At 69.4% G+C, this 24931-nt stretch carries 22 protein-coding genes; 11 read left to right on the forward strand and 11 right to left on the reverse strand.

The window, feature by feature from the left end:
• Window positions 1–126: 126 nt before the first annotated feature.
• Complete coding sequence (locus tag C9I47_RS15770; RefSeq protein WP_111267608.1) at window positions 127–336, reverse strand: cold-shock protein; 210 nt, start codon at window positions 334–336, stop codon at window positions 127–129.
• A gap of 283 nt (window positions 337–619) precedes the next feature.
• Between C9I47_RS15770 and C9I47_RS15775 the strand changes: the two genes are divergently transcribed.
• From C9I47_RS15775 to C9I47_RS15790, 4 genes are all read left to right on the forward strand, one after another.
• On the forward strand, window positions 620–904 hold the full coding sequence (locus C9I47_RS15775) for a DUF4031 domain-containing protein (RefSeq protein ID WP_111267609.1): 285 nt from the start codon (window positions 620–622) through the stop codon (window positions 902–904).
• A 121-nt stretch (window positions 905–1025) separates the two neighbouring features.
• Window positions 1026–1271 (forward strand): hypothetical protein, encoded by a 246-nt coding sequence (locus C9I47_RS15780; RefSeq protein WP_111267610.1) that lies wholly within the window; start codon window positions 1026–1028, stop codon window positions 1269–1271.
• A gap of 179 nt (window positions 1272–1450) precedes the next feature.
• Window positions 1451–2773: a CynX/NimT family MFS transporter gene (locus tag C9I47_RS15785; protein ID WP_111268188.1), complete on the forward strand. Its 1323-nt coding sequence runs from the start codon at window positions 1451–1453 to the stop codon at window positions 2771–2773.
• A gap of 83 nt (window positions 2774–2856) precedes the next feature.
• Window positions 2857–3126: a DUF3297 family protein gene (locus tag C9I47_RS15790; RefSeq protein ID WP_111267611.1), complete on the forward strand. Its 270-nt coding sequence runs from the start codon at window positions 2857–2859 to the stop codon at window positions 3124–3126.
• Between the two features lie 20 nt (window positions 3127–3146).
• Here C9I47_RS15790 and C9I47_RS15795 read toward each other — a convergent pair whose 3' ends face one another.
• Both C9I47_RS15795 and C9I47_RS15800 read right to left on the reverse strand, forming a co-directional pair.
• Window positions 3147–3908: an ABC transporter permease gene (locus tag C9I47_RS15795; protein ID WP_111268189.1), complete on the reverse strand. Its 762-nt coding sequence runs from the start codon at window positions 3906–3908 to the stop codon at window positions 3147–3149.
• Between the two features lie 11 nt (window positions 3909–3919).
• Complete coding sequence (locus C9I47_RS15800) at window positions 3920–4894, reverse strand: ABC transporter ATP-binding protein (protein WP_111267612.1); 975 nt, start codon at window positions 4892–4894, stop codon at window positions 3920–3922.
• Between the two features lie 383 nt (window positions 4895–5277).
• On the opposite strand from C9I47_RS15800, the gene C9I47_RS15805 reads away from it, so the two are divergent.
• Window positions 5278–5652: a YciI family protein gene (locus C9I47_RS15805; protein WP_111267613.1), complete on the forward strand. Its 375-nt coding sequence runs from the start codon at window positions 5278–5280 to the stop codon at window positions 5650–5652.
• A 24-nt stretch (window positions 5653–5676) separates the two neighbouring features.
• On the opposite strand, the gene C9I47_RS15810 is transcribed toward C9I47_RS15805, so the two are convergent.
• From C9I47_RS15810 to C9I47_RS15830, 5 genes are all read right to left on the reverse strand, one after another.
• Window positions 5677–6276 carry a hemerythrin domain-containing protein gene (locus C9I47_RS15810; protein WP_111267614.1) on the reverse strand — a complete coding sequence of 200 codons (600 nt, stop codon included), beginning with the start codon at window positions 6274–6276 and terminating at the stop codon, window positions 5677–5679.
• Window positions 6277–6489: 213 nt separating this feature from the next.
• Complete coding sequence (locus C9I47_RS15815) at window positions 6490–7779, reverse strand: aminopeptidase (protein ID WP_111267615.1); 1290 nt, start codon at window positions 7777–7779, stop codon at window positions 6490–6492.
• Window positions 7780–7910: 131 nt separating this feature from the next.
• Window positions 7911–8894 (reverse strand): polysaccharide deacetylase family protein, encoded by a 984-nt coding sequence (locus C9I47_RS15820; protein ID WP_111267616.1) that lies wholly within the window; start codon window positions 8892–8894, stop codon window positions 7911–7913.
• A gap of 136 nt (window positions 8895–9030) precedes the next feature.
• Window positions 9031–9702 carry an SDR family oxidoreductase gene (locus C9I47_RS15825; RefSeq protein WP_111267617.1) on the reverse strand — a complete coding sequence of 224 codons (672 nt, stop codon included), beginning with the start codon at window positions 9700–9702 and terminating at the stop codon, window positions 9031–9033.
• 84 nt (window positions 9703–9786) lie between these two features.
• Window positions 9787–11955 (reverse strand): alkaline phosphatase D family protein, encoded by a 2169-nt coding sequence (locus C9I47_RS15830; protein ID WP_190238534.1) that lies wholly within the window; start codon window positions 11953–11955, stop codon window positions 9787–9789.
• 298 nt (window positions 11956–12253) lie between these two features.
• On the opposite strand from C9I47_RS15830, the gene C9I47_RS15835 reads away from it, so the two are divergent.
• From C9I47_RS15835 to C9I47_RS15850, 4 genes are all read left to right on the forward strand, one after another.
• Window positions 12254–14554, forward strand: coding sequence for a TonB-dependent receptor (locus C9I47_RS15835; RefSeq protein ID WP_190238535.1), 2301 nt, complete (start codon window positions 12254–12256; stop codon window positions 14552–14554).
• A gap of 208 nt (window positions 14555–14762) precedes the next feature.
• Window positions 14763–17261 (forward strand): mechanosensitive ion channel domain-containing protein, encoded by a 2499-nt coding sequence (locus C9I47_RS15840; RefSeq protein WP_111267620.1) that lies wholly within the window; start codon window positions 14763–14765, stop codon window positions 17259–17261.
• Between the two features lie 51 nt (window positions 17262–17312).
• Window positions 17313–18710: a methyltransferase domain-containing protein gene (locus C9I47_RS17770; RefSeq protein ID WP_190238536.1), complete on the forward strand. Its 1398-nt coding sequence runs from the start codon at window positions 17313–17315 to the stop codon at window positions 18708–18710.
• Complete coding sequence (locus C9I47_RS15850; RefSeq protein ID WP_111267622.1) at window positions 18707–19606, forward strand: glycosyltransferase family 2 protein; 900 nt, start codon at window positions 18707–18709, stop codon at window positions 19604–19606. The genes C9I47_RS17770 and C9I47_RS15850 overlap by 4 nt, the downstream gene beginning before the upstream one ends.
• Window positions 19607–19663: 57 nt before the next feature.
• On the opposite strand, the gene C9I47_RS15855 is transcribed toward C9I47_RS15850, so the two are convergent.
• Both C9I47_RS15855 and C9I47_RS15860 read right to left on the reverse strand, forming a co-directional pair.
• Window positions 19664–20974, reverse strand: a complete 1311-nt coding sequence (locus tag C9I47_RS15855; protein ID WP_145985545.1) for a hypothetical protein — start codon at window positions 20972–20974, stop codon at window positions 19664–19666.
• Between the two features lie 2 nt (window positions 20975–20976).
• Entirely contained in the window at window positions 20977–22011 is a 1035-nt protein-coding gene (locus C9I47_RS15860) for a hypothetical protein (RefSeq protein WP_145985546.1), read from the reverse strand.
• Between the two features lie 332 nt (window positions 22012–22343).
• On the opposite strand from C9I47_RS15860, the gene C9I47_RS15865 reads away from it, so the two are divergent.
• Window positions 22344–22907 (forward strand): hypothetical protein, encoded by a 564-nt coding sequence (locus tag C9I47_RS15865; protein WP_111267625.1) that lies wholly within the window; start codon window positions 22344–22346, stop codon window positions 22905–22907.
• Here the strand turns inward: C9I47_RS15865 and C9I47_RS15870 are convergent.
• Complete coding sequence (locus C9I47_RS15870; protein WP_111267626.1) at window positions 22867–23910, reverse strand: alpha/beta fold hydrolase; 1044 nt, start codon at window positions 23908–23910, stop codon at window positions 22867–22869. The two genes, C9I47_RS15865 and C9I47_RS15870, sit on opposite strands and share 41 nt — an antisense overlap.
• A 166-nt stretch (window positions 23911–24076) precedes the next feature.
• On the opposite strand from C9I47_RS15870, the gene C9I47_RS15875 reads away from it, so the two are divergent.
• Entirely contained in the window at window positions 24077–24931 is an 855-nt protein-coding gene (locus C9I47_RS15875; protein WP_111267627.1) for a helix-turn-helix domain-containing protein, read from the forward strand.

Consider the following 24931-nt stretch of genomic DNA (forward strand, 5'->3'; position numbering starts at 1 on the left):
CACCGCGCCCAATCGACCGCTCCGGCGCCGGATCGCGGCCACGAAAAAGCCCGGCTTTCGCCGGGCTTCCGTCGTCAGTCCGCACCGCCGGTGGCGGCGCGGAGCATGGCGATATTGGCGTTGGCCTTACAGCGCCTCGACGGCGTCGGCCTGCAGGCCCTTCTGGCCCTGGACGACGGTGAAGCTGACCTTCTGGCCTTCCTGCAGGCTCTTGAAGCCCGAGCCCTGGATCGAACGGAAGTGGACGAACACGTCCTCACCGTTCTCGCGGCTGATGAAGCCGAAGCCCTTGGCGTCGTTGAACCACTTGACGGTACCGGTTTCGCGATTGGACATCTTGATGTTGCTCCTGGAGCGTTTTGAATGAGCCGCGGATGCGGCGTTGAAGCTGGTTGCAAGGAGCAGACGAGGCGAAACGATGGGCGGATCGTGAAGATCAACGACACCGGGTCACGATTCAGAGTGACCCCTGACTAACACAGCACTACGAACATTACCGGTACTTGCCTGCAAACACAATCCTGAACAGACCCGGCGGCCAACGCCGTTCACCCGGCAGGCAGAATCCATCCCCGACAGGCGACAATGCCCCGATGAACGTCCCCGAGCCCCCGATCGCATGAGCGTCTACGTCGACGACGCCGTCACCCAGTGGCGCGGCCGGCGCTGGGCCCACCTGATGGCCGATACCCTCGACGAGCTGCATGCCTTCGCCGCCCGCCTGGGCATCCCCCGTCACGCGTTCCAGAACAAGACCAGCGGCGCCCACTACGACGTGCCCAGCGATCTGCGCGAGCGCGCGCTGGCGCTGGGCGCGGTCGCGATCTCCCGCCATCGCGACCGCGAACAGGTGCGTGCGGTGATCCGCGTCGCCAAGGCCCAGGGCCGCGGCGAGCACCCCTGAACGGCGCGGTGCCGGCCGCCGGCCCCGGCATGGGCACGGCGCCGCAAAAGGCGCATAGTGGGGGTTCTCGCCGCGCCGACCCGCCGCCGCGGCTTGTCCACCCAACCACGGGGGACCCTCGATGGCCCGCGCCAAGAAAGGCAGCACCTCACCCGCCCGTCGCGGCCCCGCCGCGGGAGGCGCCGACCACAACGTCCAGAAGCGCATCGAAAGCGAACGCATCTCCGCCGACATCGCCGACTTCCAGAAGTCCGGCGGCCGTATCGAGAAGCTCGGCGTGACCCGGGTGCTGCAGAAGATCGCGCCCGCCACCGCCGACGAACACTCCGCCGCCGAACCCAGCGGCCGCGGCCGGCGCCGCAAGTAGGCCGGGCCTTGCCGCTGCGGGCGGCGACGTTGCCGGGACCTGGCGGCAGCCACTCGGACCACCGCTGAAACGCAGCATCCCCGATGACCGTCTGGTCTGGGCGGCGGCATCGGCGCACACTGCCCGCCCTCCCCACAACGATGCACGACGGCGGCGACCGCCGCCGTCCGCCCGACCGCATGTCTTCCAACGACACCCCAGCGATCGCTCCGTCCGCCGCCAGCCCGGCCGCGGCCCCTTCGGCCGTCCGCGGCCTCTGGCGGGGGCGCGCCTGGGTGCTGGCCGGCATCGGCCTGTCCGCGTTCACCCTGCGCACCGCGGTGACCTCGCTGACCCCGTTGCTGGACCGGATCGGCGAGACCCTGGGCTTCGGCAGCACCATGACCGGCGTGTTCGGGATGGTGCCGACCGCCGCCTTCGCCGCTTTCGGCGTCGCCACCCCGGCGATCGCGCATCGCGTCGGCCTGGAGCGCACCGCCCTGCTGGCGATGCTGATGGCCGCCGCCGGCCTGCTCACCCGCGGCCTCGCCCCGGACACCTGGACCCTGCTCGCGGCCTCGGCGCTGGCGCTGTCGGGCATGGGCATCGGCAACGTGGTGCTGCCGCCGCTGGTCAAACGCTACTTCCCCGACCGGGTCGGCACGGTCAGCTCGACCTATATCACCCTGCTGCAACTGGGCACGATCCTGCCGGCACTGACGGCGGTACCGCTGGCCGATACGGTCGGCTGGCGAGCGTCGCTCGCCGCCTGGTCGGTGGTCGGGATCGCCGCCGCGCTGCCGTGGGCCGGGGTGCTGTGGATGGAGCGTCGCGCCCATGCCGGCGCCGAATGCTCGGCCCAGGCGCGCGCGCTCGCCGACGCCCACGACCGCGCGGTGGCCGGCGACGACGAGGCGCCGGAGCTGGCCCGTCCGGCCACGCGCGGGCGGGTGTGGCGCTCGCCGGTGGCCTGGGGCCTGGCGCTGATGTTCGGGATGACCTCGCTGGTCACCTATTCGATGTTCACCTGGCTGCCGGCGCTGTTCGCCGCCGCCGGCGCCAGTCCGGCCTTCGGCGGCAACATGGTCGCGCTGTTCTCGACCCTGGGCCTGGCCACCGGGCTGGTGATGCCGGCGATCGCGGTGCGGATGCGCAACCCGTTCCCGGTGGTGCTCGCCTGCCTGGCCTGCTTCGCTGCCAGCTTCCTCGGCCTGCTGTGGGCGCCGATGGCGGCGCCGGTGCTGTGGGTCGCCCTGCTCGGACTGGGCCCCAGCACCTTCCCGCTGTCGCTGGTGCTGATCAACCTGCGTACCCGCACCGCCGGCGGCTCGGCCGCGCTGTCGGGCTTCACCCAGGGCGTGGGCTACACCCTCAGCTGCGCCGGCCCGGTGGTGTTCGGCGCCCTGCACGACGCCAGCCATGCCTGGGGCCTGCCGTTCGCCTTCCTTGGCCTGTGCCTGGCGGTGCTGGCGACCGGCGGCCTGCTCGCCTGCCGGCCGCGGATGCTCGAGGACACCTGGTAGCCGGGTCGCGCGGACCGGGGCGCATCGCCGCGCCCCACGCTATCCTTGGCGCCCAGACACATCCGTACACGCAAGGCCACGCCATGTCCGACACCCCGCCCGACCGCCTGTCCAACGACCCGCGCAGCAAGTTCTACGACGAGGCCCTGCTCGAACGCGGCATCGGCATCCGCTTCAACGGCATCGAGCGGCACAACGTCGAGGAGTACTGCATCAGCGAGGGCTGGGTGCGGATGGCGGTCGGCAAGGCGCTGGACCGTCGCGGCCAGCCGATGACGATGAAGTCCAGGGGCACGGTCGAGGCCTGGTTCCTGACCCCGGCCGGCGACGCGGGCGACGCCGTCGAGGGCTGAGCCAGAGCGCTTCCCGGCGCCTACTGCTTGAGCTTCCAGCCGGTGCGGAAGATCCACATGACGATCCCCAGGCAAACCGCCAGGAAGCCGAGGATCGCCGCCAGGCTGATCTCGACGTTGACGTCGGAGACCCCGTAGAAGCTCCAGCGGAAGCCGCTGATCAGGTAGACCACCGGGTTGAACAGGGTGATCTTCTGCCAGACCGGCGGCAGCATGCTGATCGAATAGAACGCGCCGCCGAGGAAGGTCAGCGGCGTGACCACCATCAGCGGGATCACCTGCAGTTTCTGGAAGTCGTCGGCCCACAGCCCGATGATGAAACCGAACAGGCTGAAGCTGACCGCGGTCAGCAGCAGGAAGGCGACCATCCAGACCGGATGCGCGATCTCGTAGGGCACGAACACGCGCGCGGTGGCCAGGATCAGCAGCCCCAGCATCAACGACTTGGTCGCCGCCGCGCCGACGTAGCCGATCACCACCTCCAGCGACGACACCGGCGCCGACAGCAGCTCGTAGATGGTGCCGGCCCACTTGGGCATGTAGATGCCGAACGACGCGTTGGAGATGCTCTCGCCCAGCAGCGACAGCATGATCAGGCCCGGGATGATGAAGGCGCCGTAGCTGACGCCCTCGATGTCGCCCATCCGCGAGCCGATCGCCGCGCCGAACACGATGAAGTACAGCGACGTCGACAGCACCGGCGAGAGGATGCTCTCGCCCAGGGTGCGGAAGGTCCGCGCCATCTCGAAGCGGTAGATCGCCTTGATCGCATGGATGTTGATCGAAGCGGTGCTCATGCCTGCGCCTCCTGCGCGATGGCCCGTTCACGGTCCGCACCGTTGCGCGCACTGTTGCGGACCAGGCTGACGAAGATGTCCTCCAGCGAGCTCTCGCTCGAATGCAGGTCGCGGAAATCGATGCCGTGCGCGTGCAGCTGGCGCAGCAGGCCGGCGATGCCGGTTTCCTCCGACTGCACGTCGAAGGTGTAGACCAGCGACTGGCCGTCCGCCGACAACTCCAGCGGCAACCCGGCCAGCTCGGCGGGGATCGCCGCCAGCGGCTCCTGCAGGCTCAGCGTCAACTGTTTCTTGCCGAGCTTGCGCATCAGCGTGGTCTTGTCCTCGACCAGGACCAGCTCGCCGTGGTTGATCACCCCGATGCGGTCGGCCATCTCCTCGGCCTCCTCGATGTAGTGGGTGGTCAGGATGATGGTCACGCCGTCCTCGCGCAGCTTCCGCACCAGCTGCCACATGTCGTGGCGAAGCTCGACATCGACGCCGGCGGTGGGCTCGTCGAGGAACAGGATCTCCGGCTCGTGCGCGAGCGCCTTGGCGATCAGCACGCGCCGCTTCATGCCGCCGGACAGCGCCATGATCTTGCTGTCCTTCTTCTCCCACAGCGACAGCGCGCGCAACACCTTCTCCAGATGCGCCGGATCCGGCGGCCGGCCGAACAGGCCGCGGCTGAAGCGCAGCGTTGCCCACACCGTCTCGAACGCGTCGGTCGAAAGCTCCTGCGGCACCAGTCCGATCTTGCGGCGCGCGGCACGGTAGTCGCGCACCACGTCGTGGCCGTCGGCGACGACCGTGCCGCCGCTCGGATTGACGATCCCGCAGATGATGCTGATCAGGGTGGTCTTGCCGGCGCCGTTGGGGCCGAGCAGGGCGAAGATCTCGCCGCGGCGGATCTCCAGGTCGATGCCCTTGAGCGCCTGGAAGCCCGACCCGTAGGTCTTGGTCAGGCCGCTGACGGTGATGATCGGATGCATGCGTTCTCCCTGCGTGGATGGGGCGTCGACGGCGGCTGCGGCGCGACGGCCCGAACGGTCCCATACCCGGCGCCGTTCCGCGACCCCGCGCGGGCAAGAATACGGCCAGGACCGGGATTGGCCCCGTCGAGCCCCTCGGGATTGGCACGTTAGCGCGCACGCGGCGGCGTGATAAGTCTTGGCGGGTGGATGCTCATTCCCGCGTTCGGGACAGTCTGCGCGGCCGCGGTCGCAGCGCCTGAGACGGCGCCCCGCCAGGCTTGTTCGCGGCGGCGCAGGAGCACCGCTCCAGGTCCGGCATCGATGGCTGCGACGCGTCATGCATATGCATCGCGAACCGGTTACCGTGTCGCCTGCCCCCTCTCCCCCGAGCGAGGTTTCCGATGAAGTTCCTGGTCATGATCCACACCGACGACGACCTGGTCGCCGAGCTGCCCGAGGGCGAGTTCGACCGGCTGATGAAGGGCTGTTTCGAGAAGGCCGACGAATTGCGCGCGGCCGGCAAGCTGCTCGACTCGCAGCAACTCGAACACGGCCGCACCGCGCGCACCCTGCGCCAGCGCGAAGGCCGGATGTCGATCACCGACGGCCCGTTCAGCGAAGCCAAGGAAGTGCTGGCCGGCTTCAACCTGATCGAGGCCGCGGACATGGACGAGGCGATGGAGATCGCCCGCCAGTTCCCGTGGTCGCAGACCGGACACATCGAGATCCGCCCGGTCCGCGACATGGACGCGGTCCGCGACCGGGTCGGCGCCTGAGGCCTTGCGCCACGCGAACGGCACTCAGGCGGCGTCGGCCTCGTAGCAGTCCTCGGCCCGGCGGGCCGCGCGTTCCAGTTGCAGGCGCAGGCGGGCGCGTTCGATCGCGATCCGCTCCTGCGGTGTGATCGCACGCCACAGGTTGGCGAGGAATTCGTCGGCGTTCGCCTGTTCCATCGCCAGCGTCGACTCGGCCACCTTCGACAACACGATGCCCTCGCCCAGCAGCGGTTGCATCGCGCGTTCCTCCTCGTCCATGTGCAACAGGCAGTCGGCGACGAAGCGGTTCCAGGCGTCGTGCAACTGCCGCCGCGCACGAACCCGGCGCGACATTGGCAGGCGTTGCAAGGCCTCGGCCGACGCGCAGATCGCCTCCATGTCGCGATCCAGGCTGTGGTGCTGCTCGTCCAGCCGTCGCGCCAGTTCCGGCGCCACCGCCTGCAGCACCGGCAGCAGGTGCGCGTCCTCCTGTTCGGCGTGGCCGCGCAACATTTCGGCGGCGCGCCTGATCGCCTCCAGCACGGCACGATCGTCGCTGTCGCCAGCTGCGGCCAGCCGGTCGGACACCGCATGGATCTCGTGACGGACCAGCTTGTGGATAACGGTAAGTGCGTTGGGTTCCATCGGGCCTCGTTCCCTGTATCGATGGCCACGGTGGCCATTGGCGGCACAGCCTAAGACCTCGACTTAAGTTGAGGTCAAGCATTGGATCGCGATTTCTGGCTGACCGGCTGCCTTCGGACCGGTCCGCTCCAGATCGGCCCGCTCCAGACCCGTTCCGGAACGACGGCGCATGGCGGGCGGCAGCGCCGGGTCCGCCACGCGTCCGGCCGCGACCTACAGCCTCAACTCGCCGTTCTCGACCACGGTATTGCCGTCGAAGGTCACCGTGGCGCCCTGCAAGGATACGCTGAAGCTGTGCGGCACCGAGTTGTCGCCACCGGCCCAGGTGTTGCTGCCGGTGCCCAGCGATACGGTGCCGGCCGGCACCCAGTTGCCGACCCGGCTCTCCGCCGGCAGGCTGACATTCGGATTGATGCCCAGGTCGACGAAGCCGAACTGCTTCTTGCGGTCGTCGTCGATCGCATCGTAGACCGCCTTCATCGCCGCGAAGCCCTCGCCGTCGCCGGTCACCGAGATCAGCTCGCCGCTCTCGAACGTCAGCGTCAGGTTCTCGACCGGCTTGCCCTGGTAGTAACCGTACGATTGCACCAGGGTCCCGCTGGCGCTGCCCGGCACGGCCGCGGCATAGACTTCGCCGGCCGGCAGGTAGGTCATCAGCGCCGCGCCGCCCTGGCGCTTCTCCTCGGCGCTGATCGCGCCGTCGCTGACCATCACCGCGCGCCCCTTCACGCTGACACTGAGGTCGGTGCCGTTGGGATGGGTGACATGCACTTGGTCGGCGCCGGCCAACGCCGCCCTGACCGCGTCGCCGCGCTGTTGCAGCGCGGCGTAGTCGAGGTTGACGCCGGCCCAGAACATTTTCGCCAGGGCCGCCTCCGACAGCCCGTAACGCTCGGCCCGCCAGGACGTCGGATACAGGCCGTTGCCGACCTCGATGAAGCGCCCGCCGTTCTTCATGAATGCGTTCTGGACCGTTTCGTCGGCCTTGATCCGCGCCGCGATCCGGGCCGGGTCGGCTCCCTCCAGCAGGTTCTCGCTGGTGCCGTTGCTGAGCTCGATCATCACGTCGGCGTTGTTGGCCAGCATCAGTCCGGCCGCATTGGGGGTGCCGTCGAATTCGGCCGGCACGTCGAAGAACGAGCGCCGGGTCAGGCGGTCGCTGGAGTACTCGACCACCGCATAGCCGCCGGCCTTGCGCACCTGGACGGCGAGGTCCTCCAACAGCTCGGCGTCATGCGGGCGTCCGGAGATCCACACGACCTCGCCGGGCTCGACCGCGGCGGCCTGGGTGACGATGCGTTCGGCCAGCTGTTCCAGTTCGGCGGCGGAAGGCGTGGCGACCGCGTCCGCCGCCGGCGCCTCGGCCTCCATCGGCGCGGCAGTCGAATCGGGACGCTCGCTGCCGGTACCCGCCGGCTTGCAGCCGACCAGCACCGCCAGCAGCGCGATGGACAGGGAGGCGAGAGGGATCGCCGCTGATCGCGGCAGGCGCGTGGTGTTCATGATCGAACTCCCGGGGGAACGCCCTGATGGGCAGGCCCCCGAACCAACGCGCGGCCCTGGCGGCGGCGGTCACCGCCGGTCGGACCCACGGCGCCGTGCCGACCGACGGCGGAAACGCGCCGCCGCGCCGGCTATTCCGACTCCAGCCCCGCCAGGTCCAGCACCCAGCGCGGCACCTGCGGTTCGCCGGCATAGAACGCCTTCGGCCGCTTCTCGGCCATCGCCCAGCGGTGCAGCCAGCTCGGCCCCCAGCGCCCCTCGTAGCCATCCGGGCGCGCGTACGCCGGGTCGGCCATCGCCTCGTCGAGGCCGATGGTGCGGTAGCCGCGACGACGCACCGCCGCGACCAGTTCCGCATAGGTATCGGCATTGAGGGTGTTGGCGTGCAGCAGCCAGACCTGCGGCAGTGCATAACCGAGCAGGTCGATCGACTGGCGCTCGTAGTAGTCGAGCTTGTTGAGCATGTACGGCACGTAGCCAAGCCGCAGGCGCTCCAGCGTCGCCTCGCGGGCCGCCGGGTCGGCCTGTGCGAGCACCCGTTCGTAGGCGAACGCCCAGATCCACTCGCTGTTGTCGACGGTGACCGGCGCGACCCGGTAACCGCGGCCGGCGAGGAAATCGACCACCGCGGCCTTGTCGGCCTGGCTCCGCCCGGCGCGCAGATAGGGATGGCGGAACCAGCGCGGCGCCTGGTCGCGCGCGGCCATCAGCGGCCGCAGCTGGCGCTCGCCGCGCAGGATGTCCTCCTGGAATGCCGCTACTCCGACCTCGTGCAGATCGACATGGCCCCAGGTGTGGTTACCCAGCTCGAAACCCGCGTCCAGCCAGTTCTCCAGCATCGCCAGGCGCTCGGGCCGGACCCGGCCATCCACTTCCAGCTTGGATTCGTTGACGAAGCCGACCACTGGCGCGCCGGCGAGCTTCAATTGCGCGATCAGGCGCGCATGCCGTGCCGCCAGGTCGTCGTCGGCGGTATTGCCGATCCCCTGCCAGGGCAGGTCGTCGATGGTGACGGCGATGCGCCGGTCGGGCGCGGGATCGCCGGAGGTCGTCGACAGCGCGGCGGCCTGGGCGTGAACGCCCAGGGCCAGCGAGAAGATCAGCAGCGGCGACATAACCGACGACCGCCGGCCCGGCCGGAGCCGTTTCAGGAAGGATCGCATCGAAGCTTCACCGGATACGGCGATCCAGCATAACAAGCCCCGCCGGCCCCGGACGCGCGGGCGGACCACACCTGAGGCCGGCAAGGCTTCACCAGGGCAGTGGCGTGCCGTTGGCGTGCCAGAACGAACCGCTGTCGGCGTCCGACAACGTGTCCAGGCGCTCGACCAGCTGCGCGGCCGACTCGTCCGGGCTGATCTCGCCGGCGTTGTCGACCATGTCGGTGGAGACGAAGCCCGGATGCAGCAGGAACACGTCGATGCCGCGCGGCTTGAGGTCGATCGCCAGCGATCTGCCGATCGCATTGACCGCCGCCTTCGACGCCCGGTAGCCGTAGTAGCCGCCGGACCCGTTGTCGGCCATCGAGCCCATCCGGCTGGTGATGATGCCGACCCGGCTGCCCTCGCCGAGCACGCCGGCCAGCACCTGCACGGTGCGCAGCGGTCCCAGCGTATTGATCTCGAACTGGCGGCGCATCGCCTCGAAGCCGTCGCCGTCGATGTCGCCGAACACCTCGCGCGACAGGATGCCGGCATTGCAGACCAGCACGTCGACGCGGGTATGTCCCAGGCGTCCGGCCAGCTCGGCCAGGGCCGCGGCGTCGGTGACATCGATGCCCGCCTCGACCTGTGCGCCGGTGGCCTCGAGCTCGGGGCTGGAATTTCGGCAGACCGCGATCACCTTGTCGCCGCGGGCGCGGAAGCGGCGGGTCAGGGCGAGGCCGATGCCGCGGTTGGCGCCGGTGATCAGGACTGTCTTCATGGTGGGTTCTTCCGTGTTGGGGTGGCCCCATCATGGAGGCCGAAAGCGACAGGTTCCACCCGTCCACCCCCGGCCGTCCGCCGGCTAGACCCGGCGCAGCCGGCGCGAGCCGGCATCGACCTCGAAACGCACCCATTGCCCCTGCGCCAGCGCCTCCTCGGGCCGCGCGTAGTGGCACTGTTCGCAGGCCGTGGCCGGCAGTTCGAAGAACCCGGCCTGCAGGCGCTCGCCGCCGACCGTCAGCAGGCCCATGCCGTGACGCACCGTCTGCGCGTAGCGGATCGCCTCGTTGCCCAGCGGCAGCAGCGTGTCCAACGCGGCGACCAGGCGGCGCCCGGCCTCGGCCGACTCGGCCTGCGGATCGGCTTCGACGCTGCCGGCCATGATCGCGTTGAGGGTCTGCGACGACACCGCCGGCACGGTGAACTCGACCGTCCGCGGCGCCAGCTGGGTGGCGAATCCGGCATGGATGTCGCCGGACAGCACGACCACGCCGCCGGCCGGTTCGAACACCTGATCGATCAGCTGCCGGCGTTCGACCGGAAAGCCGTCCCATTGATCGACGTTGAGGTAGAACCGGCGTCGCAGCAGTTCCGGCGCCTGCAACTCGGGGCGGGTCAGGTCCAGCACCATCGAGGTCATCGATACCGAGCTGGCGACCAGCTTCCAGCGCGCGTCGCTGGCGGCGATGCGCTCGGCCAGCCAGGCCGCCTGCGCTTCGCCCAGCGCCGATGCCGGATCCTCGCTCGCGCGCAATGCGGCAAGCAGGTCGTAGGTGTCCTTGACCACGAAATAGCGGCTGCCCAGGTCCTCGAACAGACCGGTCTTGCCCAGCGCGATCCAGGGCAAGCCGCGCGGCAGGGTGTCGTCGCTCGCCGCCAGCGGCACTTCCATGAAGCCCGGCACCGCGGCGTTGTAGCGGCGCAGGATGTCGTTGAGCACCAGCACCGCGATCGGTGCGTCGAGGATCGCGGCGACACGGCGGCGCGCCGCGGCCCGCTCCAGGCCCTGGTCGCGATAGGCCTTCAGCAGCGCCCGTCGCAGCGCCTTGCGCCAGCGCGGCCAGTGCGGATGGGTGGCGTCGACATAGGGCAGCAGTTGTGGACGCAGTGGCTCGAAGTCCTGGCCGATCCGCGGCAGCAACCGGCGCAGCGCCGGCTCGTCGTAGGCCAGCGCGCCGGGGAAGGCGTCCTCGGGAATCAGGTGGTCGGGACGGTGGCTGCGATAGTCGACCAGCAGCAGCTGCAGGTCGCGCCCGAAACGCAGCTCGCGCCACATCCGGGTATGCGGGAACAACCGTTCGGTGTCGACCGTCTGCTGTCCGGCCGCATCCTCGGGCCCGACCTCGATGTCGATCGGCATGTACTCGAAGTAGGCCTGCTCGGCGTTGACCCGGCGCCGACGATCGCCCTCCCCCTGCAACCCGTCGCTGTAGGTCGCGTGCTCCCGCCAACAGTCGTCGGAAAACTCGTGGTCGTCCCACATCGCGACCAGCGGCGTGGTCGCCAGCAGCTGCTGCAGCACCGGATCGGTGCGCACGGTGCGGTGGATCTGACGATAGTTGTCGAGGCTGCAGGCGGCCAGGGCGTCGCGGCCGCGCACGATCGCGCCGCCGGCGTCGTCGAACGCGATCCGGCGCTCGTCGCTGGTCCTCTGGAAGCTCGGGTCGCCGACCGACTCGTAGATGAAGTCGCCCAGATGCAGGATGAAGTCGGGCCGCGGCAGGTCGTCGGCCGGCGTCGCCTCCAGCAGCGGCAACAGGCTGTTGTACCAGCGACCGCCGTAGTCCTGGCAGCTGAGCACGGCGAAGCTGACCGGCTCGTCGCTGTCCGCTGCCGGCGCGGTCCGGGTACGGCCGTGCGGCGACGCGACCCAGCCCTGCGCGGTCTCGCGCAGGAAGCGGTAGTGATAGCCGGTGCCGGGGGCCAGTCCGCGCAGGCGGACCCGCACGCAGTGGTCGGCGGATGCCTCCGCGCGCAGTTCGCGTTCGACGAGCAGGCGTTCGAAGCCGGCGTCGGCAGCGACCTGCAGGCGCAGCACGACCGCCCCGCCGCCGCTATCCGGCGCGCGGGTCCACAGCAGCACCCGGTCCGGCCGCGGATCGCCGGAGGCGACCGACTGCGGGAACCACTCCAACGCCCCGGCGGCCGCGGCGGCGACCACCCGCATCGGCCACATCGACGCGAACGGCAATGCGCTGGCGGTGATCGTGAGCGCCTTCAGCAGGCGGCGGCGTTGCGGATCGGCGGTCATCGGCAGCTCCTGTCGGGACCGCGGCGGGCGGCCGGAAAGGCGGCCGATCGTGGCCCCGGCAGGTGTCGATTTCGTGACAGGCGTGGCGCCGTTGACGCGCAACACAACTGCAACCACGCACTTCCATACTTCGGCGTTTGTTGCGGCCTGCCGTTCGGGCTCGCTGCTCCGTTCCGCTGTCCACTTTCCAGCTGTCCACTTTTCATTCGGGGAACCCATGACAACGATTCGCACAGGCGCCCGCCCGGGCCGGCGCCTCCGCCCGCTGCATTGCGCGCTGCAACTGGCCATCGCGGCCATGCTTCCGGTCACCGCCTCGGCGCAGCAGGCGCCGGGCGCCGTCGCCGATCCCGAAACCGCGGTCGAGCTCGATCGCATGGTGGTCACCGCGCAGAAGCGCGAGCAGCAGGTGCAGGAAGTGCCGATCGCGATCACCGCCTATTCCGGCGAGTTCATGGAGTCGCTGGGCGTGAGCACGATGGGCGACCTCAGCGGCTACGTGCCCGGCCTGCAGGTGCAGGAGCAGAGCCCGAACAACCCCGGCTTCGTGATCCGCGGCATCACCTCCGACAGCGGCGCCGCCAACGTGCCGGCGCGGGTGTCGATCTTCCAGGACGGCGTCTCGCTGAGCCGTTCGCGCGGCGCCTCGGTCGAGCTGTTCGACATGGAGCGGGTCGAGATCCTGCGCGGTCCTCAGGGCACCCTGTTCGGCCGCGCGGCCGAGATCGGCGCGGTCCACCTGATCCAGAACAAGGCCAACGGCGAGTTCGGCGGCGAGGTCGAACTGGGCCTGGGCAACTACAACCTGCGCCGCTTCAGCGGCGTGCTCAACGCGCCTATCGCCGACCAGGCCCTGTACGCCCGCCTGGCGGTGTTCGGCGAACAATACGACGGCACCGTCGACAACCTGTCCGGCGGCGACCTCAACGGCAAGGACACCCGCGCCGTGCGCGGCAGCCTGGGCATGCTGATCGGCGAGATGAGCCGGATCGACGTGATCTTCAACTACCAGCGCGACACCCCGCCGGGCACCGACTTCCGCAGCGGCACGATTCCGAACCGTCGCGGCAGCACCGACCTGTTCGGGCCGGCCGACCTCAACCGCGGCGACGAGCTGGGCCTGGACCGCAAGGTCTACGGCGCGACCGTGCTCGGCGACTTCGCGCTGAGCGACAACTGGACCCTGGACACGATCAGCGGCTGGCGCCACTTCGAGTCCACCGAGCAGTTCGACGCCGACGGCTCGCAGATCGCCGCGTTGGAGTTCGCCGAGATTGCCGAGGGCAAGCAGTTCAGCCAGGAATTCCGCTTCAACTACGACGCCGGTGGCGCGTTCGCGGGCTTCTTCGGCGCCAGCTATTTCTTCGAGGACGGTTCGCAGACGGTGCCGTTCACCACCGACGAGCGCAGCCTGCTGGCACTGCTGTCGCACGATCCGAACGTGCGTGCGGCGATCGCCCAGCTCGGCCTGACCCTGCCCGAGATCCCGGTGCTGCTGCCGGACGGCACCCCGAACGTGAACTATCCGCTGCCGCCGCTGCCATTGCCGCTGAACCCGGCGCACAACGAGAGCTTCAGCAACTACGGCACCACCCAGGCCTGGGACGTGTTCGCCGACGGCACCTGGCGGGTCAACGATCGCTTCGAGCTGACCGCCGGCCTGCGCTTCAGCCGCGAGGACATCGAGGCCGGCTACCAGGCCGATCCCGGCAGCGCGCCGTCGCTGCTCGGCGGCCTCGGCGCCGGCGTGCCGATGCCCGGCTCCCGCAACATCCTCAACCTGGCCACCAACGGCCGCCTGACCCGCAGCGGCAGCTTCGACTCCGCGGTCGGCCGCCTGGTCGGGCGCTACGCCTTCAGCGACACCCTCAGCGGCTACGCCAGCATCTCCCGCGGCCGCCGCCCGGAGGCGTTCAACCTCTCCCCGACCGTCTCCGAGGAAGTCCCGGCCGAGACCGTCGACAGCTATGAAATCGGCCTGAAGGGCAGCCTCGGCGGCAACCGTTTCGCCTGGGACGTGGCCGCGTTCCGCTACGAGTACAGCAACTTCCAGACCGACATCCCCAACCCCAGCGGCGGCACTCCGCTGTTCATCACCACCAATGCCGGCAATGCCACCGCCACCGGCATCGAGGTGGCGATGAACGGCGAACTGGCCCGGGGCCTGGTCGGCTTCCTCAACTACGCCTGGATCGACGCGACCTTCGACGATCGCGACGACGACGGCAACCCGCAGGCCTTCGCCGGCAACCGCTTCCGGCTGACCCCGGAGCACTCCGCTTCGCTGGGCCTGGACTGGCAGGTGCCGTTCGGCGCCGGCCACGCATTCTACCTGCGCCCGTCCTACACCTGGCAGTCGCGGGTGTTCTTCGAGGACGACAACACCGCCGGGCTGGAGCAGGACGCCTACGGCCTGTTCAATCTGCGCGCCGGCGTGCGTCTGGACGACGGCCGCTGGGACATCGGCATCTGGGGCCGTAATCTCGCCGACAAGGAGTATCTGATCGACGCCGGCAACACCGGCCGCCTGTTCGGCACCCCGACCTACATTCCCGGCTCGCCGCGGATGTACGGCATCACCGCGCGCCTGAAGTTCTGATCCACTTGCCCGCCTCGCCCCGGAGCCGGCTCCGGGGCGATCGCGAACCGGCGCCGCCGCCATCCGCGGCAACGGGTGAACGGCTTCTCACGGGCCGCCGGGCTAGACTGCCGGCGGTAGCGCGGCGGCACATCGGCGACGCCGCCGCGTTTCTGTCAGCACGCACCGCGTCCCGGTGCGACGACCGACCGGAGCCACGATGCCCCCGATGCCCAAGTCCCTCGTTCCGATATTGCTGCTCGCCCTGCTGGGTATCGGCCAGGCGCTCGCCCAGGAAACCGCCGGTGCGCCGGTCGCGAGCGAAGCTCCGGCCGGGCCGTCGGCGATCGCGGTCGCGGATATCCCGACCCGGGCCAAGGACGACGAGCGCTTCGCCCAGACCGTGATCGTGCGCGCGCGCCTGCCCGACCCCGGTGCCCGGCTGGTGCCGCAGCTCGACGCGATCGACGCGTCCATCGACGCACGCACCGACCTGCTCCAGCTGGAGAACCTCAAGACCCTGCCGGTGATGCGGCTGGAAAGCCTGGAGCGGCACTGGCGGTTCGACGCCCGCCGCTTCGCCGCGCTGAAGGCGCAACTGCAGCAGGCCACGGCGCCGTATGCCGAGGACGTCGCCGAGCTGTCCAAGCGCCGCGCCGACTGGGAGGCGACCCGCGCCGGCCTGGCCGGGTCGGGCGCCGCAGCGGCGCTCACCACCCAGGTCGACGCGGTCATCGCCCAGCTCAAAGCCGCCGAGCAGGCCGTGTCGGCGCCGCTGGCCCGCCAGATCGACGTCGGCCGGCGCGCCAATGCCGTCGAGGCCCGCATCGAGGCCGGCCAGAAGACCGTCGCCGCCGCGATCGACTACATCGACAGCCGGCTGCTGCATGCCGACGCGCCGCCGATCTGGCGGATGCGGCAGCAGGCGGGCGACCAGGAGACGGTGCTGGAATCGATCGACCAGAACGCCAGGATCGAATCCCAGTTCGCCGCCGACTACAACGCCGCCGGCCTCGGCAACCAGCGCGTCCTCAATGTCCTGCGCTTGCTGCTGCTGCCGCTGCTGATCTGGCTGAGCCTGCACAACCGCCGCAGCGCCCCCGGCACGGTCGAGGACGAGACCGCGGCGCGGGTACTGCGGCGACCGCTGTCCTCGTGGCTGCTGCTGTGGATGATGGGCATCCTGGTGCTGGAGGCCGACGCGCCATTGATGCTGCACCAGTTCGCGATGCTGGTTGCGCTGATCCCGGTGCTGCGGCTGCTGCCCGCGCACGGCTTCCGCCTGCTCGGTCCGTGGCCCTACGTCGCCACCGCGCTGTACCTGCTGGAGCGGCTGGGCTTCCTGGCGCTGCTCGCCGGCACCGATCTGTACCGGCTCTACGAGCTCGGCCTCACCGTGCTGGCGCTGGCGCTGACCGCGTGGCTGCTATGGCGCTCGCGACGGATCGCGCGGACCGGGCCGGCCACCCGCATCCAGCGCACCGTCCAGCTGATCGCCTGGGCGGCCGTGGTCCTGCTGGCGGTGTCCGCGATCGCCAACGTGGTCGGAGCGTTCTCGCTGGCGGAGATGCTGACCGGCGGGGTGATCGACAGCGGCTACTTCGGGCTGATGCTGTACGCCGGCGTCAACGTGTTCACCGCCCTGCTGCACCTGCTGATCGTCCGCCGCAGCGCCGACCGCCTGCGCGGCGTCCGCGAGCGCGCGGTGCTGATGCTGCGCCTGTTCGTACGCCTGCTCAACGTCGCCGCGGTGATCGGCTGGCTGGCCTACACGATGAACCGTTTCCGCATCTTCCGGCCGGTCTACTCGACGGTCGAGGCGGTGCTCACCCATACCTTCAAGATAGGCGAGATCAGCCTCACCCTCGGCGACGTCCTGCTGTTCGTCGCCTCGGTGCTGATCGCGTTCTGGAGCGCCAAGGCGGTGCGCTTCGTGCTGGAGGAGGAAGTGCTGCCGAAGATGTCGCTGCCGCGCGGCGTCGGCAACAGCGTCGCCTCGCTGAGCTACTACGCATTGCTGATGCTGGGGTTCCTGGTCGCGCTGGCCGTCGCCGGCTTCGAGATCAGCCAGCTCGCGTTCCTGTTCGGCGCGCTCGGCGTCGGCATCGGCTTCGGCCTGCAGAACGTGGTCAACAACTTCGTCTCCGGACTGATCCTGATGTTCGAACGCCCGATCCAGCCCGGCGACGTGGTCGACATCGCCGGCATCTCCGGCAACGTCCGCGAGATCGGCATGCGCGCGACCACCATCAAGACCTTCGACGGCGCCGACGTGGTGGTCCCCAACGGCACCCTGCTGTCGGAGAACCTGACCAACTGGACCCTGCGCGACATGTTCCGGCGGATCGAGATCGGCGTCGGCGTCGCCTACGGCAGCGACCCGGAGCAGGTCATCGCCCTGATGATGGACGTGGTCCAGTCCGACCCGAGCGTTTCCAAGGTGCCCGAACCAACCGCGTACTTCATCGGCCTGGGCGCCAGCTCGCTGGATTTCTCGGTGCGCGCCTGGACCCGCGACTACAACAGCTGGTTCGCGATCCGCAGCCGCCTGCTGACCCGGATCTACGCCGCCCTCAACGAGGCCGGCATCGAGATCCCGTTCCCGCAGCAGGACCTGCACCTGCGCAGCGTGTCGGAGCCGGTCGGGGCGATGCTGGTGCGCGAGCCGCGACGTGGCGATCGCGATGATGACGACGGCGGTGCCAGCGGAGACCGCCCCCGGGATTGAGCCGAACCATCGGGCGACGTCGTCAGCCCGCACGGCAAGCCCGCTCCGGCCGTGGGCTTGCCCGGTGCCGCGGGTTTCGCGGACACTGCCGAGTCCTCGCCAACCACGGCTTTTCGAATGCACGCGTCCTCATTTGAAAACATGGAACGTTGTCACGCGCGCTACGTGACCGGCGCATGGACGCAGGCGCGCGACGGTATCACCGTGCTCGATGTCGGCGGCGCCGACGTCAACGGCGGCTATCGCCCGATCTTCCAAGGACCGGGAGTGCGCTACCTGACCGCGGACCTGAGCGCCGGCGACGGCGTCGACGTCGTCCTCGACGATCCCTACCGTCTGCCGTTCGACGACGGTTCGCTCGACATCGTGGTATCCGGGCAGATGCTCGAACACTGCGAGTTCTTCTGGTTGAGCTTCGCCGAGATGATGCGGGTGCTGAAGCCGGACGGCTTCCTGTTCCTGATCGCGCCATCGGCAGGTCCGATCCACCGCTATCCGGTCGACTGTTACCGCTTCTACCCCGACGCCTATCGCGCACTGGCACGCCACAGCGGCTGCCACATGATCGAAAGCTGGCTCGACGAACGCGGCCCCTGGCGCGACCTGGTCGGGGTGTTCAGCCACGCCCAGGTCGCGGTGCCGGAAGGCCCGACCCGGACGCGGCAGCCGATCGCGCCGATCGACGTCGCCGCCGGCAGCGCCGAGCAGGAGGCGGTCTCCGGCCGCATCCACTACCGCGATACGCTCACCGCGCTGCATGAGCGACTGGCGCCGCGCCGTTATCTGGAAATAGGCGTGCGCCGGGGCGGTAGCCTGGCGCTTGCCCGCTGCGAGGCGATCGGCATCGACCCCCAGCCCGAACTAGATTCGCCGCTGCCGGCCAATGCCACCCTGCACGAACTGGCCAGCGACGATTACTTTGCCGCCGACGCGCTCAGCGCCTCGGCGCCGCGTCCGGATTTCGCGTTCATCGACGGTATGCACCTGTTCGAGTTTGTGTTGCGCGACTTCATGAATGTCGAGCGACGCGCGCATCCCGGCGCCCTGATCGTCATCGACGACATCTTCCCGTCGCACCCGCTGCAGGCGAGCCGGGAGCGCCGCACCCGGGTATGGACCGGCGATGTCTGGAAGCTGCATGCCTGCCTGGCCGAGTTCCGCAAGGATCTGCTGCTGATTCCGCTCGACACCGCGCCTACCGGCTTGCTGCTGGTTGCCGGCCTCGACCCGGGCAACCGCGTGCTATGGGATCGCTACAACCCGATCGTTCGCCGCTTCACCGCGCCCGCCGATCCGCCGCCGGAGGTGCTGGGACGGGACGAGGCCTGGGCCCCGGACGACCCGCGGGTCGGATCGATCGCCGACGCCCTGCGCGAAACGCGCGCATCCGGCGCCAGTCGCACCGACATCCTGCGCCGACTGCGCGCCATCGCGAGCCGACCGGAATGAGCCCGCCGCGGCTGTCGGTGGTGCTGATCGGCTACGACATGGCGCGCGAACTGCCGCGCACCCTGCACACGTTGTCGCCGGCCTATCAGCGCGACATCGATCCCTCCGACTACGAAGTCATCCTGATCGACAACGGCTCGCCGCACCGTCCCGAGCTGGAACGTCTGCGGGCCAGTTGCCCGGGACTGCGCTTCCATCGCATCGAGGACGCCCCACCCTCGCCAGTCTCGGCAATCAACCAGGGCCTGTCGCTGGCTCGCGGCGAGCTGATCGGAGTAATGATCGACGGTGCGCGGATGGCCACGCCGCGACTGCTGGCCTCGGCGCTGGAAGCCTCGCGCCTGCATCCGTGCGCGGTCATCGGCACGGTCGCCTTCCATCTCGGCCCCGACGTGCAGATGCGCAGCGTCGGCAACGGCTACGACCAGGCCGAGGAGGACCGCCTGCTGGATTCGGTGGATTGGCGCAAGGACGGCTACGAACTGTTCCGCATCGCGGTGTTCGCCGGCTCATCCGCGAAAGGCTGGTTCACCGTGCCCTCGGAGACCAACGCGCTGTTCCTGCGGCGCGGCCAATGGGAGCAACTGGGGGGCTACGACCCCGCGTTCGTCACCCCCGGCGGCGGCCTGGTCAACCTCGACACCTGGGCCCGGGCCTGCGCGCTGCCCGACGCCCGGGTGACGATGCTGCTGGGGGAAACCACCTTCCACCAGGTACATGGTGGCATCGCGACCAATGCCCCTCCGCGCTCGCGCTGGGCGGAGTTCCATGACGAGTTCGTCGCAATCCGGGGGCATGACTACCGGCCTCCGGCGCGTGCGGCCGCCTGCTACGGGCGGATTCCGCCACAGGCCTGGCCGAGCGTCATCGCCTCCAGGCCTCCCACCTCGACATGAAGCAGACGGGCTCCCGTGGGAACCCGCCTGCGATCGGTGAATCAAGCGGTCCCAGTTTCAGCGGCCGGGCACGCGGCAACAGGTGCGCGAGGCACGCAGCGAAGCATTGCCGCCACTGTTGTTCTGCGCCGAGCAGGTACCGTTGGAGAAAAAGACGAAGGGCATCTGCCAGGTCGACGACTCGCAGTTGGTCGAAGTCTGGGTATAGCCCGCCGCGCACGCCGGCGCCACGGTGTTCTTGGTCGCGCCGGGAGCGACCGAGTCGATCGTCTGCGCGGTCTCGACGCACTGCAGCGCGGTCGCCTGCGGGTTGATGAAATAGCCGACGATGTCGCCGACCACATGCGTGGTGGCGGAGGAATAGAGCGACATCTCCGCGGCCGACGGCCCCTGGTCGAGGGCGACGATCGACAGCGTGGTGTCGATCACGCCCGGGTTGTAGGCCATCGTCGCCGCCAGCGGTCGGGTGGTGTTGAACGGGAACGCGGTGATGAAGCCCTGCGCGGACGGCGTGACCACGCTGAAGTTGATCGCCGCGGCGGCGAACGAACCGGCGGCGCCGACGCCGTTGCAGTTGCTGGCGTCGCCGCCCTGGCCGGAATAGTTGCCGATCGCGGTGACGTCCAGATTGCGGGTGCTGCCGGCACCGATGATCCCACCGGCAACCCGGGTGTCGAAGATGCGGCAGGGAGGAACCGGCACGTAGACCAGGTCGGCTGCCGCATCGCCCAGGCTCTGGATCGAAATGTCACCGGCCTGCGTGCTGATCCCACCGATCGAGGCACCGCCACTTGAAACCGAAGTGAAGGCGAGCGTCATCTGGTCCAGGGTATTTGCATTGGCGGCGGCCTGCAGCGTGTCCAGACTGCTGGTGGCGAACAGATCGCCCATCTCCCGGGCCCAGGCCTGCGGGGTGATCTGGTAGGTCTCGGCCACGAACGGTCCCCACTTCATCATGATCTCGTGGACCAGTTCATAGCGACGGGAAGGCTGCCCGTTCTCGGCGGCATTCGCGCTGGGCATGGCACAGGTCATCGCACCGACCGCGAGAAGCAGCGGAGCCGCCACATTCGCTGCGTACTTGAGTTTCATCTGCTGAATCCCCTTCATTAGGTTGCGTCCATGGACACCCTCCGCGCCATGGTCAAAAGGGAAAACGCAAGGTCGCGGAATTTGGTGCCACGGTCCGGCCACCATCCGCAGGCGGATGGACAACGGACGCCTGCGCAGCGTGTCGGAGCCGGTCGGGGCGATGCTGGCACGCGAGCCCGGGGCTCCGGCAGCGGATTGATGACGGAGGCGGAACTGCCCGCTGCCGGACCCGACGCGGCGATGGCCGGGGACCACCCCGACCATCGCGTCGGGCATCGTCAGCCCCCAGGCACCCGGCAGCAGGTGCGGGAAGCCCTCAGATTGGCGGCACTCTCGCCATTGTTCTGCGCCGAGCAGATCCCATTGGACATGTAGACGAAAGGCATCTGCCAAGACGACGACTGACAGTTCGTGGCCGTCTGGGTAAAGCCGGTCGCACAGGCCGGCGCAATCGCGTTCCTGGCGACTCCGGGGTCCGCGACCTCCACCGTCTGCCCGGTCTCGATGCACTCCAGGGCGATGGGCCGGGGCTTGATGAAGTAACCGACGATATCCCCGACGACATGCGTATCGCTGGCCGAGTAGATGGACATGTCGGCGGCGGACGCATCCTGGTCGAGGGCAACGATCGACAGCGTGGTATCCCGCACACCCCGGTTATAGACCATCGTTACCGCCTGCGGACGTGTGGTCCCGAACGGATATGCGGTAATGAATCCCCGTCTGGCCGGGGTCGCCACGCTCAGGCTGATCGCCGCCGCCGCGAACGCGCCGACCGCCCCGACGCCGTTGCAGTCGCCCGCATCGCCACCTTGGAGCGCATAGCTGGAGACCCCCGTCACGTCGAAGTCCCGCGTGCTGCCGGATGTGAGGATTTCCCCGGTGACGCGCGTATCGAAGATCCGACACGGCGTAACCGGCACGTAGACGAGTTCCGCACCGACGCTCGCCGGATTCTGGGCCGAAAGGGTTCCGGCCAGCGCACTGACACCGCCGATCGCAGTGCCATTGCCGGAAGCCGGGACCAGCGCCCGGATCATCCCATCCAGGCTGCGGGCATCCACCGCCGCCTGCAATGCATCCAGGTCGCTGTCCGCGAAGACCCCACCCATGCCGCGAGCCCAGGCTCGAGGGGGCACCCGATGGGTCTTGGCGATGACAGGCGCCCATTTCATGACGATTTCGTGCACCAGTTGATATCGGCGCGATGGCCGTTCCGGGTCGGCGGCATTCGCCTGGGGAATGCCGCTGGCGATAATCCCGACTAGGGCGAATAGTGGCGCGGCGACGCGCCTTGCATGCTTGTACTTCATTGATCCTCCTTGTGTCGCAGCTCTGCATGCACACGCTCCGTGTCATGGCTGCGTGGCCACGATGCATCATGAGGTTCTCGACTCGTGAGACTCTCGACTCGCCAGTGCTCCGGCGGTTGCCCGATCACATCGACCGGCGCCGGTCCGGACACCCTCGGGGAGCTGCCGTCAGCACCGCATCTGCCTGCCCGATGGGCATCGGCGTATGATCTCGACGGGGACGACGGGCAACCGCGAGTCAAGTTCCGGCACTCGGCCTGGACAGGTCCTGACCCAGTCCCTGACGCACAGACCCCACGTTCCGCTGCGCCCATCCACCGAAGGAGGTCGTCATGAACGCACTGACCCAGTTGTGGCTCCCCGTCCTCGTTGCCGCGGCGCTGGTGTTCGTCGCCAGCAGCCTGATCCACATGGTCTTCAAGTGGCACAACAGCGACTACCGCAAGCTCGCCGACGAGGACGCGGTGCAGGCGGCGCTGCGCAAGGCCTCGCCGACGCCCGGGCTGTACACCGTGCCGCACTGCGCCGACATGAAGGCGATGCAGGAGGAGGCGATGCTGAAGAAGCTGCACGAGGGCCCGGTCGCCTTCATCACCGTGTTCCGCAACGGGCCGCCGCGGATGGGCGAATCGCTGCTGCAGTGGTTCGCGCTCAATCTGGCGATCGCCGCGATCGCGGCGCTGTTGACCGTGCACCTGCTCGGCGCCTCGGCGCCGCCTCCGTACGCCGCCCACCTGGCCGGCGTGCTCGCCTTCCTCGCCTACGGCGGCGGCGGCGTGCAGGCCGGGATCTGGATGGGAAAGCCTTGGGGCAGCGTCGCCAAGGACCTGCTCGACGCGCTGATCTACGGCGTGGTCACCGCGGCGGCGTTCCTGTGGCTGTGGCCGGGCGGCTGAACGAGCCGATGTCAGCCTCGCCGGCTTCCAGGCCCCATAGCGCCAGCGCTTCGGCCGCGATCACGTCCGGCCGCTCCTCCGGCCAGAACAGCTTGTAGCCGGGCAGACGGCGCACACCGCGCGAGCGGTCGAACGCGCGGTCCAGGTGATCGGCATCGGCCGGCGCGAAGATCGTGTCGGCCATCCCCCATACGATCCGCGTCGGCACCCCGCAGCGGGCCAACTGGGGACCGATGCCGGTCAATGGGTTGCGCGCCAGCGCGACCGCATAGGCGTTGGCCAGTGCCTTGCGCCGCGGCGAGGCGATCAGCGGCGAGAAATAGGCGGCGATCGCCTCGTCGCCCGGATGGCCCGGGTCGGCGTAGCACATCGCACCGATGCCCGCGTCCGAACGCGCCAGCACCGGATCGGCGTGCCAGGGCACGATCCACTCGTCGACCCATCGGTTCTCGCGCGCCAGCTCGATCACCGGCGCCATCGCCGCCGGCGGGCTGTTGATCTCGCTGTCGCAATTGCTCAGCAACAGCGAACGCACCCGCAGCGGGTGGGCGGCAACCAGCAGTTGCGCGGCCTGGCCGCCGCTGTCGTTGGCGATCACGTCGACGCGGTCGATGCCGAGCCGGTCGAGCACGGCGACTAGCATCGCTACCTGCTCGCGCGGCGCCAGGTCCTGCCCGTCGGCGACCTCGCTGTGCCCCAGGCCAAGAAAGTCCGGAGCGATGCAACGACGGTACGGTGCCAGCCGTTCGATCGCGCCACGCCACTGGAAGCTGTTGAGCGGGAAGCCGTGCAGGAACAGGGCTGCCTCGCCCTGGCCATGGTCGATGCAGGCGATGTCGCCGAAGCGGGTGGGAACGAAGCGTCGCAGCCGATGCCAGGCCGCGGCATCGATCCCGTCCTTCGCGGTGGCCGCGGCCGCGCGACCGGGCAGCAATCCCGAACCGGCCGTGGCCGCGGTTGCCAGCGTCCCGGCCGCCAGCGCGATGAAGTGCCTGCGTTGCATGTGTCGTTCTCCGTCGGGGCACCTCCCCGGTCGAGGCAAAGCCTGCGGTGACGCCCGCATCGCGGCAATGACGTCGCCGGTCATGGGCCGATGACCTCGCAGGTCATGGTTCCCGGCCACGCACGGCCCTATGCTTGCCCGCGAGCCATCACCACGAACCGACACCATGTCCCTCGCCGCGACTCCCGATGTCCAGGCCGGCCTGTTGCTGCGCGAATGGCGGCGCGCCCGCCGTTGGAGCCAGCTCGACCTGGCGATGACGGCGGAAATCTCGGCGCGCCACCTCAGCTACGTGGAGACCGGCAAGGCGCGCCCCAGCCGCGAGATGGTCGGGCGCCTTGCCGACGCGCTGGAGATGCCGTTGCGCGAGCGCAACGCGCTGCTGCTCGCCGCCGGGCATGCGCCGCAGTATCCGGAGCATGGACTGGACGCGCCGCAGATGGCGCGGATCCGCCAGACGATCGACTGCATCCTGCGCCAGCACGAACCCTATCCGGCATTCGTGATGAACCGGCACTGGGACATCCTGATCGCCAACGATGCCGCCATCCGGGTCAATCGCTGGCTGCTGGACGGGCGCGACAGCCGGCATCGCAACATGCTGCGGCACTTCTTCGATCCCGACGACCTGCGTGCGCGGGTCGTCAACTGGGAGGAGGTCGCCGGCGAACTGCTGCGCCACCTGCACGCCCTGGTCGCATCGACCCCGTCGGACCTGAATGCGCGCACCCTGCTGGAGGAGGTCACCGCCTACCCGGGCGTGCCATCGCAGTGGCGGCGGCGCGAACTGGGCAGCGTGCCGGCACCGGTGCTGAACGTCGGGTTCCGCCACCAGGGACTGGAGCTGGGCTTCTTCTCGGCCCTCACCACCTTCGGCACCCCGCGCGACGTCACCGTCGACGAACTGCACGTGGAGTGCAACTATCCCGCCGATGCCGCCACCGCCGAGTTCTGCCTGGCACTGAAGCAGCGGCAGGACGCCGGCGATACCGAAGCCGGCGGCATCCCCTCGCCGCGCTGA

The organism is Marilutibacter maris (assembly GCF_003233695.1).
Lineage (GTDB): Bacteria > Pseudomonadota > Gammaproteobacteria > Xanthomonadales > Xanthomonadaceae > Marilutibacter > Marilutibacter maris.

Coding starts and splice junctions, on each gene's coding strand:
- C9I47_RS15835 (WP_190238535.1), top strand. CDS start 12,254: ATGCTTCCGGTCACCGCCTCGGCGCAGCAGGCGCCGGGCGCCGTCGCC.
- C9I47_RS15865 (WP_111267625.1), top strand. CDS start 22,344: ATGAACGCACTGACCCAGTTGTGGCTCCCCGTCCTCGTTGCCGCGGCG.
- C9I47_RS15855 (WP_145985545.1), bottom strand. CDS start 20,974: ATGCCCGACGCGATGGTCGGGGTGGTCCCCGGCCATCGCCGCGTCGGG.
- C9I47_RS15860 (WP_145985546.1), bottom strand. CDS start 22,011: ATGAAGTACAAGCATGCAAGGCGCGTCGCCGCGCCACTATTCGCCCTA.
- C9I47_RS15775 (WP_111267609.1), top strand. CDS start 620: ATGAGCGTCTACGTCGACGACGCCGTCACCCAGTGGCGCGGCCGGCGC.
- C9I47_RS15840 (WP_111267620.1), top strand. CDS start 14,763: ATGCCCAAGTCCCTCGTTCCGATATTGCTGCTCGCCCTGCTGGGTATC.
- C9I47_RS15850 (WP_111267622.1), top strand. CDS start 18,707: ATGAGCCCGCCGCGGCTGTCGGTGGTGCTGATCGGCTACGACATGGCG.
- C9I47_RS15805 (WP_111267613.1), top strand. CDS start 5,278: ATGAAGTTCCTGGTCATGATCCACACCGACGACGACCTGGTCGCCGAG.
- C9I47_RS15785 (WP_111268188.1), top strand. CDS start 1,451: ATGTCTTCCAACGACACCCCAGCGATCGCTCCGTCCGCCGCCAGCCCG.
- C9I47_RS15780 (WP_111267610.1), top strand. CDS start 1,026: ATGGCCCGCGCCAAGAAAGGCAGCACCTCACCCGCCCGTCGCGGCCCC.
- C9I47_RS15815 (WP_111267615.1), bottom strand. CDS start 7,779: ATGAACACCACGCGCCTGCCGCGATCAGCGGCGATCCCTCTCGCCTCC.
- C9I47_RS15800 (WP_111267612.1), bottom strand. CDS start 4,894: ATGCATCCGATCATCACCGTCAGCGGCCTGACCAAGACCTACGGGTCG.
- C9I47_RS15810 (WP_111267614.1), bottom strand. CDS start 6,276: ATGGAACCCAACGCACTTACCGTTATCCACAAGCTGGTCCGTCACGAG.
- C9I47_RS15790 (WP_111267611.1), top strand. CDS start 2,857: ATGTCCGACACCCCGCCCGACCGCCTGTCCAACGACCCGCGCAGCAAG.
- C9I47_RS15770 (WP_111267608.1), bottom strand. CDS start 336: ATGTCCAATCGCGAAACCGGTACCGTCAAGTGGTTCAACGACGCCAAG.
- C9I47_RS15870 (WP_111267626.1), bottom strand. CDS start 23,910: ATGCAACGCAGGCACTTCATCGCGCTGGCGGCCGGGACGCTGGCAACC.
- C9I47_RS15830 (WP_190238534.1), bottom strand. CDS start 11,955: ATGACCGCCGATCCGCAACGCCGCCGCCTGCTGAAGGCGCTCACGATC.
- C9I47_RS15825 (WP_111267617.1), bottom strand. CDS start 9,702: ATGAAGACAGTCCTGATCACCGGCGCCAACCGCGGCATCGGCCTCGCC.
- C9I47_RS15875 (WP_111267627.1), top strand. CDS start 24,077: ATGTCCCTCGCCGCGACTCCCGATGTCCAGGCCGGCCTGTTGCTGCGC.
- C9I47_RS15820 (WP_111267616.1), bottom strand. CDS start 8,894: ATGTCGCCGCTGCTGATCTTCTCGCTGGCCCTGGGCGTTCACGCCCAG.